At 38.5% G+C, this 15,457-nt stretch carries 12 protein-coding genes; 2 read left to right on the forward strand and 10 right to left on the reverse strand.

The genetic code is table 11. The features are described 5' to 3' along the window. Positions 1-99: 99 nt before the first annotated feature. On the forward strand, positions 100-351 hold the full coding sequence (locus ACLIBH_RS01540; protein ID WP_439314912.1) for a hypothetical protein: 252 nt from the start codon (positions 100-102) through the stop codon (positions 349-351). Here ACLIBH_RS01540 and ACLIBH_RS01545 read toward each other — a convergent pair. The 10 genes from ACLIBH_RS01545 to aspA all read right to left on the reverse strand — a co-directional run bounded on the left by ACLIBH_RS01545 (position 346) and on the right by aspA (position 12,895). Beyond that, a complete protein-coding gene (locus ACLIBH_RS01545; protein WP_439314913.1) occupies positions 346-714 on the reverse strand; it encodes a DUF423 domain-containing protein in 369 nt (122 codons plus the stop codon). The two genes, ACLIBH_RS01540 and ACLIBH_RS01545, sit on opposite strands and share 6 nt — an antisense overlap. Positions 715-940: 226 nt before the next feature. Then, positions 941-1,264 carry a DUF5327 family protein gene (locus tag ACLIBH_RS01550; RefSeq protein WP_439315024.1) on the reverse strand — a complete coding sequence of 108 codons (324 nt, stop codon included), beginning with the start codon at positions 1,262-1,264 and terminating at the stop codon, positions 941-943. Positions 1,265-2,010: 746 nt separating this feature from the next. Beyond that, complete coding sequence (locus ACLIBH_RS01555; protein ID WP_439314914.1) at positions 2,011-2,145, reverse strand: hypothetical protein; 135 nt, start codon at positions 2,143-2,145, stop codon at positions 2,011-2,013. Positions 2,146-2,624: 479 nt separating this feature from the next. Further along, positions 2,625-3,929: an aminotransferase family protein gene (locus ACLIBH_RS01560; protein WP_439314915.1), complete on the reverse strand. Its 1,305-nt coding sequence runs from the start codon at positions 3,927-3,929 to the stop codon at positions 2,625-2,627. Between the two features lie 400 nt (positions 3,930-4,329). Further along, positions 4,330-5,772, reverse strand: coding sequence for an aldehyde dehydrogenase family protein (locus tag ACLIBH_RS01565; protein ID WP_439314916.1), 1,443 nt, complete (start codon positions 5,770-5,772; stop codon positions 4,330-4,332). 134 nt (positions 5,773-5,906) lie between these two features. Then, positions 5,907-6,887 carry a cyclodeaminase gene (locus tag ACLIBH_RS01570; protein ID WP_439314917.1) on the reverse strand — a complete coding sequence of 327 codons (981 nt, stop codon included), beginning with the start codon at positions 6,885-6,887 and terminating at the stop codon, positions 5,907-5,909. Positions 6,888-6,905: 18 nt separating this feature from the next. Further along, entirely contained in the window at positions 6,906-8,102 is a 1,197-nt protein-coding gene (locus ACLIBH_RS01575; RefSeq protein WP_439315025.1) for a M24 family metallopeptidase, read from the reverse strand. A 392-nt stretch (positions 8,103-8,494) separates the two neighbouring features. Further along, positions 8,495-10,150 carry a PucR family transcriptional regulator gene (locus ACLIBH_RS01580; RefSeq protein WP_439314918.1) on the reverse strand — a complete coding sequence of 552 codons (1,656 nt, stop codon included), beginning with the start codon at positions 10,148-10,150 and terminating at the stop codon, positions 8,495-8,497. A gap of 37 nt (positions 10,151-10,187) precedes the next feature. Beyond that, complete coding sequence (eutB, locus tag ACLIBH_RS01585; RefSeq protein ID WP_439314919.1) at positions 10,188-11,198, reverse strand: hydroxyectoine utilization dehydratase EutB; 1,011 nt, start codon at positions 11,196-11,198, stop codon at positions 10,188-10,190. 278 nt (positions 11,199-11,476) lie between these two features. Then, positions 11,477-12,895, reverse strand: coding sequence for an aspartate ammonia-lyase (gene aspA, locus ACLIBH_RS01590; protein ID WP_439314920.1), 1,419 nt, complete (start codon positions 12,893-12,895; stop codon positions 11,477-11,479). A 1,114-nt stretch (positions 12,896-14,009) separates the two neighbouring features. Here aspA and ACLIBH_RS01595 point away from each other — a divergent pair. Further along, positions 14,010-15,350 (forward strand): YjiH family protein, encoded by a 1,341-nt coding sequence (locus tag ACLIBH_RS01595; protein WP_439315026.1) that lies wholly within the window; start codon positions 14,010-14,012, stop codon positions 15,348-15,350. Positions 15,351-15,457: the final 107 nt, after the last annotated feature.

Consider the following 15,457-nt stretch of genomic DNA (forward strand, 5'->3'; position numbering starts at 1 on the left):
TACAGAAAAAGTAATTAGAGGATGATGACTACAAAAAATTCCAATTTAGAAGGAATGTTTTGTTTCGTCATCCTCTCTCTGCTCCAAGGAGGATAACAAATGAACCATCCATATGAAAAGCTCATTCGTATTGTTATTATTTCTATTGTTTTTGCTCTTATTTCTGGCGTTATTGGTGTAATTAAAGGATACACGATCCTTATTTTTTTATCTTTGTACTTTTTAGCAATAAGTTTATTGTTTGAAGCAGTGCTGTTATTTACTACGTTTCGTCAAGCAGAGGGTGGCCTGCAATTTTTACGTGCGATTTTACTTTTGCTATTTACGTCATTTCTTTTTTTTCAATTATAAATATTTAACGATCGCATAGCCGAACAAAATCCAGCCAATTAAAAAGAAAATGCCTCCAAATGGAGTTATCATCGCCAAGCTTTTAATGCCTGTTGTGGAATACATGTACAAGCTCCCTGAAAACAGAATGATTCCGATTAAAAACATCCAACCAGCCCAATATAGATTAATTGCATCAATCTTTGAAATAACAATTCCTGTAGCAATTAATGCCATCGTATGAAACATTTGATAATGCACCGCTTTTTCCCATGTATTTAATGCCTTCTCTGTAATTTTCCCCTCAAGCCCATGTGCACCAAAGGCTCCTAAAGCAACAGCAATAAATCCATTTATAGCTCCTGCTAATAAAAATAGTTTCATCTTCTCCGATCACCTCGTAACGAACTATTTGTAGTGTTAATTTTAAGATCGCTCTGTTTTCCTTCATAAGCTCATACCTATAAAATTATTAACCCTTTTTTATACAACAACGGATGCATCACCTTCTAAACTGTCCGCAAGCTTACCGACTACTGTGAACCTCTACGTACACTCAATTTCCTATGATTCGTCCTTAAATAAGTGAGAAACATACTAGCACAAGACGTTAAAAGTCAAAGATAGAGTCTTTAGGCTCAGTATGTGCTTGCTTTACTTCACGGCTATTTTCTAACGTCCGAACGAAATGCGGTTCGTTTTGTTGGTGCTTTTGCTCAATTTTTTCATTTTTTGTTGTTGAATGAGAAGTATCGTTATCTAAGATCAATTCACACAAAACGTGTATATTTGAAACATGCCTTCGTAATTCGTTTGAATTGTCTTGTGCCTGCTTTGCTTGTGTTATTTCCTTTTGTATTTTATTCAAAATAACATTTACTGAAATAGAAATAATAATCCTCTCCTGTCGTATGACCGATCTCGATAGTAGTATAACGGTTTATTTCATTCGAGCAAAGAAATATGATAAGCTTGATTGAGTCAAGTATTTGTGGGTGTTATTTTAAGAAGTTAAAAAACTCTCTTTGTATTCGTTAATTTTAGTATTGATTCCTACCGACCGCAGTAGATATACACTACGCTTTCCGTGGGCAGTGAAAGTCAACGGTGTTATTCATGTGTATATCGTTCGAAGTAAAATTGATCACATATTATCTAGTTAGATTCGTGCCTCTGTTCCCCCACAAACATTTTACTCAAACGATAAGCTTTCCACACGTTCGTAACCAGTATAAAATAGGACGAATAAAGGTTCTTTGTCAAATGAAGGTTGTCAAATAGTTTAAGAAGATTTACGCTATATATTTATGCTAATTTTTTACGACAAAGACTTGTGTTATCGCTCCTTACTTCCACCAATACAGAAGCTTGCTTTCCGTTGGGCTGGCTCTGGCCTTGCCAACACTATTTGTTATAAACCTAAATATAGCGATACTAAAATTCTTGAAGCGAATTTTAGTATCGCTATTATTACAATCGTGCTTCCTTAACACTATGAGAAAAAAGTGCGTACCCTTGACAAAAAAACTGCATGTATAATGCTCGCAATTTTTTTAGTAAACTATCTTATAATCTAGTAATTTATACGAATTGTCGTCATACAGTTAGCCATAGCACAAGCTCATGTACAACTCTAGATTGCAAATTGTAAAGCGCAGTTATGTACTGTTCCGGTGCTTTTTAGCTAACACTCTGGCTATCCGTCTCTTGCATATGACGTATGTATACCCATTGAAGAAACTTTTTTTCCTTTTCTTCCAACGTTCTCCCCAATTTGCCTTCAAGCTCCTTATAAACTAGAAAAAGATCGTCCATACACCAATACTCCTTTAAATAAGGGTCACAACTTATTTGCTATTTTTATAGTAGTATCTATTATAACGGTAAAATTGAAAAGATTCAATTGTTAATTTATTGAATTTACAGATAATTTACGCTAATTAATGACACAAACTTGGGTTGTAAGACAAATACGGAACAATGCTGAAATTAGGGGCGCTATTCTCTTAACTATTCCTTTTTTTCATTCATATGGAAAGCGAGTCGCTGCAGTGGAAGCAACATATTAAAACGCACATTTCGGAACTCGACTTACAGTATTCGCTATATTTATGCGAAGCTCTAAAAAATCATGTTTAGCGAAAAAATTCGGGTTCTTTGTCAAATGACGCTGGTGAAGTTCCTTCACATTTCCCTACCAAAAAGTAATGTGATGCTTCTCCAACAACGTCATATATTGTACAAGCAAAATTCGACAAGATAGTCTTTCCCATCCTGTCGAATTATTTTTCTGCTTATTTTACTGCTTTAATGGATTCGTTCACGATATTAATCATATCATCCATTTGTTCTTTTGTAATTGGGAACGGTGGTGCAAAAGCTAAAGTGTCCTGTCCTTCATAAACTACTGAACGACAAATCAAGCCTTTTTTCAGTGCTTCTGCAACGATCTTAGGTCCAATTGGATCTGCGTCTGTTGCTCTTTCAATACTAATACCGCCAAGGAGACCGATACCACGTACATCAATAACATTATCGTTTTGTTCCTTAATCCACTCAAAACCTTCTAGCATTTGCTTTCCAACTGTTTGAACATGCTCAATTAGGTTTTCATTCTTAATAATTTCAAGGTTTTTCATCGCTACAGCTGCTGCCATTGGATGACCACTATACGTGTAACCGTGCCAGAAGTTTCCGTCTGTTTTCTCTGTTAACTCTTTATGCAATCTTTCAGAGATAATCATTCCACCTAGTGGGGCATAACCGCTCGTAACACCTTTTGCCATTGTGATGATGTCAGGAGTAACGCCGAAATGCTCAATACCAAAATTCTTTCCAGTACGTCCAAAACCACAAATTACTTCGTCAGAAATGAATAGAATATCGTTTTCATCACAAATCTTACGAATTTCTTGGAAATACCCTTCTGGTGGTAAGTTTACTCCACCAGAGCCTTGAATCGGCTCAGAAATGAATGCTGCAATTGTGTCCGCGCCTTCTTTTTCAATCATTTCTTTTAGTGCTTCAGGTGTACTGTCAACGTAATGAAAGTCTGGTGCAAGTGATGTCGTGAATGTACGGAATTGTTCAATTCCAGTTGCACTTGTTGCACCCATTGCTACACCATGATAAGAAAGCTTTCTTGAAATAATTTTCTTTTTCTCAGGCATTCCTTTAACTTTCCAGTAGTGACGTACTGTTTTAAATGCTGTATCGTTCGCTTCAGAACCACCGGAAGTAAAGAATGTTGCATTTAAATCACCTGGAGTCCACTTAGCAATTTCAGCAGCTAGACGAATGATCGGCTCATGACTCCATGTGTTAAATGTAGAAGTAAAAGCAAGCTTGTTAATTTGCTCCTTTGCTACTTCACCGATTTCTGTACGTCCGTGCCCGATGTTCACATTCCATAATGAAGAAAGGCTGTCAATAAGCTTTCTGCCTTCAACATCTTTTAAATAAATCCCTTCACCTTCCGTGAAAATAAACCCTGGGCCTTGTTCCTCTATTTGTTTCATGGAAGAACTTGGATGAATAAAGTGCTTCTTATCCAGCTCCACCAATTCTTCTTTTAAGCTTTTGTTTGTTACAGTTGCCATATTTTTCTCCTCCTTGAGTATTGCACAATTTATTTTGCGCAAATTTATTGTCGATTGTCGGCTAAATAGCCACTCATTTAAACAAGCATTAGCCTTCTTTGTTTTCTATGCTGCAAAACAGTACGGTTAATTGAAGGCTATGCACGTTTAGTTAAAGTACTGTTCTAGAACAATTGTACCGCTTGTTATTCGTAATTTCAATGGATTTTGACTTTTTTCACAAAATACTTTTCTCTATTTTTTTATTCCCTTTCGCACACTTTTAAATAATTCTACGCGATTTAGGAATAGCTTCGAACGTGCATTGACCCCTTTAATTAAATCGAATTTTTCTTTTTCTTCTTTAGCTATTTGATTTTAAACTTCGCATATCCGGCACACTGTTGCTGATCAATAGCATTTATTTAAGCTTAAATTGTACTACTTTTGGCTCCGTCATATCTTGAATTGCAAATTTTATTCCTTCTCGGCCAAGTCCAGATCCTTTTACGCCACCAAATGGCATGCCATCTATCCGGTAATCACTACTATCATTAACCATAATGCCACCAACATCTAAATGCTGGATTGCTGCAAAGGCATGATCTATATTTTTAGTGAAAATACCTGCTTGTAGCCCATAGTTTACATCATTTGAAAGTTCGATTGCCTCTTCTAATTCTTTTACAGTATACAACAGTACTACTGGACCAAAAATTTCTTCATGAGCAATTTGGCAATTAGACGGGACATTCGTTAAAACGGTTGGATGATAGAATGCGCCGTCGCGCTTTCCGCCAGCTAGAAGTTCAGCGCCTTTATCAATCGCTTCTTGCACCCATTCTTCGATGCGGATTGCTTCTTTTTCACTTATAAGCGGTCCAATGTCCGTTGCTTCGTCCTTTTTATCGCCAACTTTATATTGCTTTGTTTTTGCTACAAAGTTTTCCTTAAACTGTTCATATGCTGACTCTTCAATATAGACTCTTTGTACGCCTAGACAATTTTGACCTACTGCACCGAAAGCTCCAGATACACACGATTCAACCGCTTCCTCTAAATCTGCATCCTCAAGTACAATAACTGGTGAGTTTGATCCGAGCTCCATACTTATCTTCTTTAATCCCGCTTTACGAGCAATACTTTCACCGGTTTCCAGTCCACCTGTGAAAGAAACCATGCGGATTGCCGGATGTGTAACAAGCGTGTCACCTATTTCCCCTCCACTGCCTGTAATCACAGAGAGCACTTTGTCAGGTAAGCCTGCTTCTTCAAATGCTTCCGCGAGTAATAACGCACTTAGTGGTGTCATTGTTGCGGGCTTCACTATAATCGCATTTCCTGACGCAATCGCCGGTCCGACCTTATGAGCAACTAAATTCAATGGATCGTTAAACGGTGTAATTGCAGCAACAATTCCTATTGGGAATCGATAATAGTAACCGACGCGTTTTTCATGTCCTTGCATTTGATCAAATGGGATTGTTTCCCCATTAATTCTTCTTGCTTCCTCAGCCGATATTCGTAAAGTTTGCACACAACGGGAAGCTTCTCCGCGTGCTTCATTAATTGTTTTACTTCCTTCACTCGCAATCGTCTGAGCAAACTTCTCTCGATGATTTTGTACGTAGTCTGCCGCTTTATTAAGAATGTCAATTCGTTCATGAACCGGCATTTTTGCAGCAATAGCTGCTCCTTCTTTCGCCTGTTCAATCGTATAAAGCGCATCCTCGACACTCGCGCGCGGTACAGTTGTAATACGCGTACCGTCTTGTGGGTCGAAAACGTCCATCGTTTTGTCACGCTCCACCCATTTTCCTCCGATAAGCATTTTCTTACCTGTTACTTTCGTCATCAATATCATCACACGCCTTTCGTAATCATGCTTTTACCTTGTTGCGCTTGCGTATCTATCATTCCCCTTTGGTCGATGTTACTTAGCTAGTTCCACCTTGCTGTTAAAAAATAAATTTTCTTGCGTGCAGCACCATTTGTTTCCTATAAATTTTGCTTACCTTCACGACTAGCTATGAGTTTTTCAAATGCATATAAAGCGATCGCAGTATCTTGAGCACCAGTCCCTGTCAAATCAGCGATTGTAACTTCATCTTCGTTCGTTCTACCTTCATGCTTTCCAGCTGTTAGCTGACCTAGTTCTATCACAGGTTCATCGGCTGTGGCAAATCCTTGTTCTACTGCCGAGCGGAGTTCCCCAAGTGCAATACATTGTGATTTCACATCACAAACGTACAAATCTGCCTTCTTCAAAACCTCTGCCTCTAGCTCTTGCTTTTGTTTTGCATCAGAGCCCATCGCCGTTATATGAAGACCGGGATGAAGCCATTCTGTTTTAACGATCGGCTCTTTAGATGGAGTAGTTGTTATTACTAAGTCACTGTTACGAACAACACGCTCCGTATTTGCAGCGATTTCCACCGATACATCAAGCACTTCTTCCATTTCTCGCTTAAAGTCGAACACTCGCTGTTCGGTAGGACCGAATACGATAACGTGGTTGAAAAACCTCACTTTGTGCAGTGCTTTTAATTGATATCTTGCCTGTGCGCCAGCGCCGATTACACCTACTGTTTTCACGGTTTTCTTTGCCATATATTTAGCTGCAACCGCACCAGCTGCAGCAGTACGTACGTCGGTTAAATACCCATTATCCTGAAGCAGCGCTTTCGGCTGCCCTGTTTTCGCGCTAATTAAAAGCATTAGTCCACTTGCACTTGGAAGTCCTAGCTCATAATTGTTAAAGAATCCGGAAGAAACCTTTAAAGCAAACATGTCATGACCTGGTATATATGCTGTTTTGACATCTACTTCGCCGTTATTTTCAGGTATATTAACGTGTATGATCGGTGGCATTTCAACAGCTTTCGTCTCTAAGTCGGTAAATGCTCCTTCGACCACTTCGATTGCTTCTCTATTAATTGTTACATGCTTCCTTATTTCTTCTTCAGTAAATATAAGCACGTGACCGATTCACCCTTTCTACCAAATTTGTTGAGCGATATCCTGGTCTTCTTTTACGATTAACTCCCTTGGGAAATTCGTTAACACTTCAACACCTGTTTCCGTTACGCGAAACGATTCGCTAATTTCAATTCCATAATCTTCAAACCATAAACCTGGTATTAAATGAAAGGTCATATTTGGCTGAAGCACTGTTTTGTCGCCATGGCGAATGCTTGCTGTATGCTCTCCCCAATCTGGTGGGTAATTCAAGCCCATCGAATACCCGAGCCTCGACTCTTTCACAATGCCATGCTTAGCAATTACATTTCGCCAAGCTTCCTCAATATCTTCACATAACGCTCCTGGCTTCACTACATCGAGGGCAGCATTTAAACCTTCAACAACTATTTTTGATACTTCGTACGCTTTTTCACTCGGTTTACCTAACGAAACCGTTCGAGCGAGCGGCGAATGGTAACGGTTATAGCATCCTGCGATTTCAATAATCGTCATTTCACCATTCTTAAACGGCTTATCTGTCCACGTTAAATGAGGTGTGGAAGTGTTTTCTCCTGTTGGAAGCAGTGGAACAATCGAAGGATAATCTCCTCCATATTCCTTTGTACCTGCAATTAAATCGTGATATATGATTGCAGCAGCGTCGCATTGTCGTGTTCCCGCTTGAATGGCATTAGTTGCAGTAGTCATTCCCTTTTCAACAATTTTAGCTGCCTTTTTAATAAATTCGATCTCTTTATCTGACTTAATAATTCGTACGTAGTTAACTAGTAAACTAGCATCTATAAAATTCGCATTAGGCAAGCTCGATCTAAGCTTTTCATAAGCTAATGCTGTAAAATAATAAGATTCCATTTCTATCCCTATGTTTCGCTTGGTTTGTCCGATTTGGGTTAAAATATCACCAACAAACTCCATTGGATGCTTTACTTCGGATTGTACATAATCGTCTGGATAAGGGATTATATTTGTATGATCCAACCAAGTTGTTGCTTTAGCGCCATTTGCATCCTGGAATCGTCCAATCCAAAGAGGTTGCTCTTCATCTATAATTACCGCGAGCATTTGATCTACATAAAATGACCAGCCATCGTATCCTGATAAATAGTTCATGTTTGCCGGATTTGTTATGAGCAGTACATCAATACCTGCTTGCTCCATTCTTTCTTTCGTTTTTGCAAGTCTTACCTTATACTCATTTTGGCTAAATAACATGGCCATTCCTCCTCTTCCTCCTAGGGTAGAACCCTTTTTGCTTATTTCTAGATTGCGTATATTTACTTTAATGTCCTTGTTCGATGTCATTAAAATTGTCCCTATAAAGAATCAGCTTTTCTAGGAACCAACCCTTTTGCATAAGTATCCAAAGTATAAATACGCTGTCTATTAATTATAACGATCAAACTCCGCATAAAACAATTGCAACTCTGTATGAATTTTGTCTTCATTTTTTTATACAAATTGTACGAAAGCGCTTCCTTCCATTTACAAAACGTATACATTTTTATTTAGCTGGACGTTTTGTTCCTTGTAGATCAACGATTTTTCTTATAAATATAAAAAAACCAGTACGGAATGATCCATTCTGGTTATCTTATTTTGTCCCCTTATTCTTTTAATACCCCAGTAAGCCATACCTTTACACTTATATTTAACAAAAAAACATCATCCGGGTTCATTAATGATAAATTCGTTAGACTCTCAATCTTCCTTAATCGGTAGAGAAGGGACTGTCTGTGCAAATTTAACACACGTGCCGCTTGACTAACATTCCCATTCTGATTATCGTATGCAATAAATGTTTCAATCAAATCCATTTCTCGTTTTTTGTCGTATTCAATTAAAGGTGCAATCGTAGCTAACGTAATGTCGCGCACCTCGGGATTATTTGCAAGATTTAAAAGCAATCGATTTAATTGTGTATCTTCAAAATTCACTCGCAGCCCTGGACCCTTTTGCTGGCGTCCCATGTCTAGTGCAGACTTTGCCTTTTTATAGCTTTCATGAAACTGCAGGATACCATCGCCATGCTTCCCAATTCCCCAAGAAAAGCTTGCTCCCGGAATGAGTGCATTTAATCGTTTTTCCACGAGATCTAAAAAATGGTTCGCTGTTATTTGGTCCTCGTCCTTTGACTCTAAGAAAATAATTAATTGATCCTCATCAAATGTAAAAGCCGCTTGTTTTTGTACTACTCGCGCTGCATAGCGGATTTCCTCTTCAATATAATAGACGATGCTTTTTAAACCAAAATCGCTATTTTCATAACGGTCCTCCGATAACGCATCGATATTTTCAGAAAAACCGATAATGCAGACGTATGGTAAGTTTAAATCGTAGCCGAATAATTTAGCCCGTGAATAAATACTATCATCTATTGTTACATTACCATTTTTTGCCAAACTCCAAATAAACTCGTTTCGGAGTCGAATCTCCGTTTTAACGATGGCGTCCTCTCGTGATATCCATAAAGCTACTGCTGCTGAAAGATTTTCCAACGTATGGAGGACACCTTTTGTTAAACGCGCACGTTCAGGAAATAAAACAATAAAGCTCCCTTGCGCCATTTTTCCATCGCCGGCGGATATTTCCTTTTTCAGTAAATAACGTCCTTTATACTTTACTTTCTGAATATGTCGAGATAGCGACTCGTCCATATGAACTTCTTTATTTCGCTCCAATTCATTCCAAAGTGCGATCATTTCTTCTGGATTTGAATGGCCTGACTTAATTCTTCCTTTACTATCTGTAAATACAATCGTCCAACTCAACTTGTTTTCTGCATATTTTATAATGTCGGATAAATCTTCCCCTTGAATAACAAAATCAATAAGTTGCTTTTGAATCGTTCGTGACCGTTCGGAAACATCCTCTTGCCACTCATTAATCTTGTTCATTGCTTCACGCTGTATATCCGCAAAACGAAGCTCCCAAGGCAACTCAATCAAAATAAAGCCTTTTTCTTCAGCGAATGTAATTATTTCCTTCGGGAAATCAAAAATGTAGCGCCCAGTAGCAATGCCTAAAGCCGAAGCACCGGACTCATACACATCCTGTACAAAACTCAGTAGCAGGTCTGGGTTCTGGGCACATTCCATTCCTGTCGTTAAAATAAATTCGTCTTCACGTACAAAGTTTTCTACCGGACCTTCGATCGACGAAACCCATTCTACTGAAAATTGATCCAATACGTTTTTTCCTGCTTTAATCTTCGCAGTCTTAAAAATAGGAAGTTTCATTATTTCTTGGACTGTTATAGCCATTTCTTTCCCTCCCTTATTTTTTCATTTTGCTTCAGCTTTACCAGCGAATAACCGGGTTATTCAATTGTTTAGAAAGTATATCCGAAACAACGGAAGTGTTTACATTATTGCCAGTTACAATTGTCACGATATGCTTTCCTTGAAAATTACATTTATTACTTAACATAGCTGCGACACCTGTTGCTGCAGCTCCTTCAACTACGAGACGATGTTGGTCTAGAATAAAGGACATTCCTGCTGCAATTTCTTCCTCTGTGACGTAAATCATATCATCTATCAATTCCTGCACCATAGGAAAGGTATACGCATTTTGCAGACCAATGCCGCCGAGTAAACTGTCGGCTAACGTATCTGACTCCGGCATCGTTATCGGCTTTCCTGCCTTTAAGCTCTCTGCCATAACTGCCGATTCTTCCATTGAGACGCCAATTAGGCGGATTTTTGGATTGTACGCCTTTAATGCACGTCCTATACCTGCAAACAAACCGCCTCCAGACAAAGGAATAATCGCTGCATCTATTGCAGGGATATCTTCGATTAATTCAATTCCGATCGTTCCTTGCCCAGCGATGATATCGGGATCGTCAAATGGTTTAATAACGGTTAACTTTTCTGTTTTCTCTAGCTTATGACAATGCTTTTCAGCATCGTCTTGACTATCGCCTACTTTGACTACTTCTGCATCGAGTCGTTGAATGGCGTGTACTTTTGCATTTGGTACACGGTTTGATATGCAAATAACTGCACGAATACCGAGCTGTTTTGCTACATAGGCAACAGCAAGTCCATGATTTCCGGTAGAAAAAGTTGTAACACCGTGTGCTTTTTCTTCGTTCGAGAGCGTCATCATTTTATTCGCAGCTCCTCTAACTTTAAAAGCACCAATTTCATGCATATTTTCTAATTTTAAATAGATGGATGCGTTCATTTTCTCGCTTAGCAATGGAGATTGGATAAGAGGTGTTTTATTCACAATTGATTTAATTCGACCTTTTGCTTCCCATACATCTTGCATTGTAACTCGATGGTTTTCCGTTCCCGTATTCATGGACACAGCTCCTTTTTATAGTATATTTTTCAAGAAATAGATGATACGCACTACGATCAATAATCCTATTGTTACGTGCTTATACGATCTGTTTCAAAAAGAAGGAAACGCTACTCTTTGAAGTCCATTGTAATCATCTTTCGTTCACATTGAGTAGCGTGCTGTTTTTTCCCATCCTTATAGATACTTGCTCATTTATATTTTATTTTTATGCGTACAACGAATTAATTAACTCTATTTTAGCAATGATGAACCGTTGTTAAAAGGATATTCACGATTTATTTTAATACAAGCTCTCCGGCAATCCCTGGATGGGTCATTTCAAACGGATCAAGAATTCGTTGTAATTCTGCTTCCGATAATACATTTTTGCTCAGACAAATTTCTCGTACAGATTTTCCTGTTTCAACTGCTTCTTTGGCTATTTGTGTCGCTGCTTCATAGCCAATATGAGGGTTCAATGCTGTAATAATACCGATGCTATTTTCGACTTTGTTTTTACAAACTTCCACATTTGCAGTAATTCCTTCAATACAAAATGTACGAAACGATGTTAATACACGATCCATCATTCGTAACGATTGCAGCAAGTTATATATAAGTACAGGCTCCATCACATTCAATTCAAATTGTCCGGCCTCCGAAGCCATAGCAATCGTTTGGTCATTACCAACCACTTGGAAGGCAACCTGGTTTACAACTTCACACATGACTGGATTTACTTTACCTGGCATTATCGAAGAACCAGGCTGGCGAGCTGGTAAGCTAATTTCTGAAAAGCCTGCTCGTGGCCCAGATGCCATTAATCGCAAATCGTTTGCTACTTTTGACATATTAATCATACATATTTTAAGCGCGGCAGACACTTCCGTATATGCGTCTGTATTTTGTGTCGCATCTACAAGATGACTTGCATTACGTAACGGTATACCCGTTACATCACGCAGCTTTTCTACTACTTTTTCCATATAAACAGGATCGGCATTTAATCCTGTTCCGACTGCTGTTGCACCTAAATTAATATCATAAAGATTTTCGTGTACATGACTGATTCTTTTACGATCTCTCGCCAAGACACGTGCATACGCTTCGAATTCTTGTCCAAGACGAATCGGTACGGCATCCTGTAAGTGCGTACGTCCCATTTTAATAACTGCGTCAAACTCTTCCGCTTTTTCATGAAAAGCGTTTTCTAATTTTTCCAACGTTTTGTCTAGCTGCTCTAACAAGACAATGGTCGCAATATGTATCGCTGTCGGGAACGCGTCATTCGTCGATTGAGCCATATTTACATGATTGTTCGGACTTAGTAGATGATAATCACCCTTTTCATGCCCTAGAATTTCAAGTGCTCGGTTCGCAATTACTTCATTTGCATTCATGTTTATGGAGGTTCCCGCTCCCCCTTGAATAGGGTCGACAATGAATTGATCGTGTAGCTTTCCTTCTATTATTTCAGTCGCAGCTGCAACAATGGCATTCCCTAACGATTGATCCAGTCGATCAATTGCCATATTAGCAAATGCCGCCGCTTTCTTTACAAAGGCAATTCCAACAATTAACTCTTTATCAATTGTATTTCCAGTTATTGAAAAGTTTTCCTTCGCTCTCGAAGTTTGTATCCCATAGTACGCGTCTTTTGGTACATACTTGATGCCAAGTAAATCGGTTTCTACCCTATTGTTAAAATTCGCCATCGCCAACGCTTCCTCCTAATTTTTCGCACAACATAAGAGTCCTTCAATAAGGACTCCATTGGTTCAGTTGTGTCAATATCATTTTGCATGCTCCACAAACCGTCGTATTTACTTTCTTCATTACGCTAGAAAGGCTACTACACTATTAGTGTATCATTTCTCAATTATAAATCGGGACTAAAAGATTATTTTTTGAAAAGTCAATTTAAATTATATATTTTTTATACTAAAAGTCAACGGATCGCTTTCTCTAGATTGCGTCACGTATTTGTGGGTGTTATTTTAAGAAATTAAAAAACCTCTCTTTGTATTCGTTAATTTTAGTATTGATTCCTACCGACCGCAGTACATATACACTACGCTTTCCGTGCCCGCGGAAAGCATCCACCTGCAGTGAAAATCAACGGTGTTATTCATGTATATATCGTTCGAAGTAAAATTGATCACATATTATCTAGTTAGATTCGTGCATCTGTTCCCCAACAAACATTTTACTCATACCTTTCTCTCGTCATTAGCAGACCGGTTGTTGCCCTTTAGTTTCGTTTCATTTTATCAATGGTAATTAAATCAGAGTAAAAAGGGTACAACATATCATGTGTAACGCTTGGTTTATTAGCTGCCGTCTGACTCATTAAATGAGACATATCGTATTTGCATATTAAAAAGACGTAGAAGAATAATAAATGAACATTCCTTTTTTGTACTAACAATAATTGGTATTCGGAGAATATGTAGAGCGAATCGCTTTCTAACATTACCTCTCATGGAGAAAACACGCTTTCCACGGGCGAGTGGAGGTCTAATCGTGCTGGAGACTGGCATCCTCCATTTGCTCGGAGCGGCTTCCGGACTTTCCACAAGCCAATCCGAAAACAAGGAGCGTATTTCATGTATTGTCTTATGGGTCGATTGGATTAGAAAATATTAGAAATTAAGCGATACGAATAGGTTAAAGCTAGTTCTAGAGCTGGATTGTACGATATAATATGATTAGCATCCGGTTTTTTTTACCAAATGCGGAATACTTTTCATTAGACAAATGGCTGTTTTTCTAAAATAATAATAAATGTACAAATTATACACCAAGGAGGCGCACATGAGAAAGAATGACATGAAGCACTATTCATTTAAAGATCAATTCACTTTTATTATTCCGTCGCTAATCGGAGTATTCTTCTTTATGATGCCGATACGAACGGACGAAGGCTTTACTATCCCGATTGCCGTAATGGCGAATTGGGTGCAAGATAAGTTAGCAAATCAACTTTCTCTTATTATGATGTTGATCATTATTGTAACCGCTGTCGTTACTGTTCTTTTCCGTATCCGAGGGCGAGATGCATTTTCTCACACGCCTTTCCTTCAAAATTTATTTCATGTTAGTATATTTTGGACGTGCACTAGAGTGCTTGCAGCAATATTTGCTGTAATGGTTTACTTTCAGCTCGGTCCTGAAGCAATTTACGGCGAAAACACAGGACAATTACTTTTAGATGGATTGTTACACACGTTGTTTGCGGTATTTTTGTTTGCTGGTCTACTACTTCCCTTATTAATGGATTTTGGCTTACTGGAGTTCTTTGGTACATTAATGACAAAGATTATGCGTCCATTATTCCGATTACCTGGTCGCTCGTCCATCGACTCCTTAGCGTCGTGGGTCGGAGATGGGACGATCGGTGTTTTGCTAACGAGTAAGCAATATGAAGAAGGGTTTTATACAAAGAGAGAAGCTGTTGTAATTGGAACGACCTTTTCCGTTGTTTCGATAACTTTTACGATCGTTGTTATTTCGGAAGTTGGATTGGGTCATTTATTCGTACCTTTTTATTTCACTGTAATTACTTCAGGTATTATTGCGGCCCTTATTATGCCGAGAATTCCACCGCTATCTCGGATTGAAAATACGTACTTTCACGGCTCTGCCAAAGAAGAAGAATCAATCCCTAATACCGAAAATGTGTTCACTTTTGGATACAAAAAAGCTTTAGAGCGTGCAAAAGGAGTTAAAAATGGGAGTAGCATCATTAAGTCAAGTGTTCAAAATGTACTTGACATGTGGATGGGTGTTGCCCCAGTAGTCATGAGCTTTGGCTTGATCGCTTTAATTCTAGCTGAATATACACCTTTATTCCAAATTCTTGGCTTACCTTTTGTGCCATTACTTGAACTGATGCAAGTGCCTAACGCAAAAGAAGCCTCTGAAACTGTCTTAATTGGATTTGCAGATATGTTTTTACCAGCAATTATTGGCGCATCCATTGAAGCTGAGATTACGCGCTTCATTATTGCTGCCTTATCCGTTACCCAATTAATCTATATGTCTGAAGTTGGTGGTGTTTTATTAGGCTCCAAAGTGCCTGTAACCTTTAAAGACTTATTAGTTATCTTTTTGTTACGTACAATCATTACGCTACCGATTATTACACTTATAGCGCATATCATTTTTTAGATTCACTACTTTACAATCGTTTATCCAATCCATTTACTCGCCCGTCGCATTTGTCCGGCGAGTAATATATTGATTTCTCGGAAAAAGAACACTTCCTGCAGAGTCTC

The sequence above is a fragment of the Virgibacillus sp. W0430 genome (assembly GCF_051846935.1).
Taxonomy (GTDB): Bacteria; Bacillota; Bacilli; order Bacillales; family Amphibacillaceae; genus JBPYCR01.

Excerpts from the sequence above, each read along its gene's own strand:
- ACLIBH_RS01540 (WP_439314912.1), top strand. The coding sequence starts at position 100 with ATGAACCATCCATATGAAAAGCTCATTCGTATTGTTATTATTTCTATT.
- ACLIBH_RS01545 (WP_439314913.1), bottom strand. The coding sequence starts at position 714 with ATGAAACTATTTTTATTAGCAGGAGCTATAAATGGATTTATTGCTGTT.
- ACLIBH_RS01555 (WP_439314914.1), bottom strand. The coding sequence starts at position 2,145 with ATGGACGATCTTTTTCTAGTTTATAAGGAGCTTGAAGGCAAATTGGGG.
- ACLIBH_RS01560 (WP_439314915.1), bottom strand. The coding sequence starts at position 3,929 with ATGGCAACTGTAACAAACAAAAGCTTAAAAGAAGAATTGGTGGAGCTG.
- ACLIBH_RS01565 (WP_439314916.1), bottom strand. The coding sequence starts at position 5,772 with ATGATATTGATGACGAAAGTAACAGGTAAGAAAATGCTTATCGGAGGA.
- ACLIBH_RS01575 (WP_439315025.1), bottom strand. The coding sequence starts at position 8,102 with ATGTTATTTAGCCAAAATGAGTATAAGGTAAGACTTGCAAAAACGAAA.
- ACLIBH_RS01580 (WP_439314918.1), bottom strand. The coding sequence starts at position 10,150 with ATGGCTATAACAGTCCAAGAAATAATGAAACTTCCTATTTTTAAGACT.
- eutB (WP_439314919.1), bottom strand. The coding sequence starts at position 11,198 with ATGAATACGGGAACGGAAAACCATCGAGTTACAATGCAAGATGTATGG.
- aspA (WP_439314920.1), bottom strand. The coding sequence starts at position 12,895 with ATGGCGAATTTTAACAATAGGGTAGAAACCGATTTACTTGGCATCAAG.
- ACLIBH_RS01595 (WP_439315026.1), top strand. The coding sequence starts at position 14,010 with ATGAAGCACTATTCATTTAAAGATCAATTCACTTTTATTATTCCGTCG.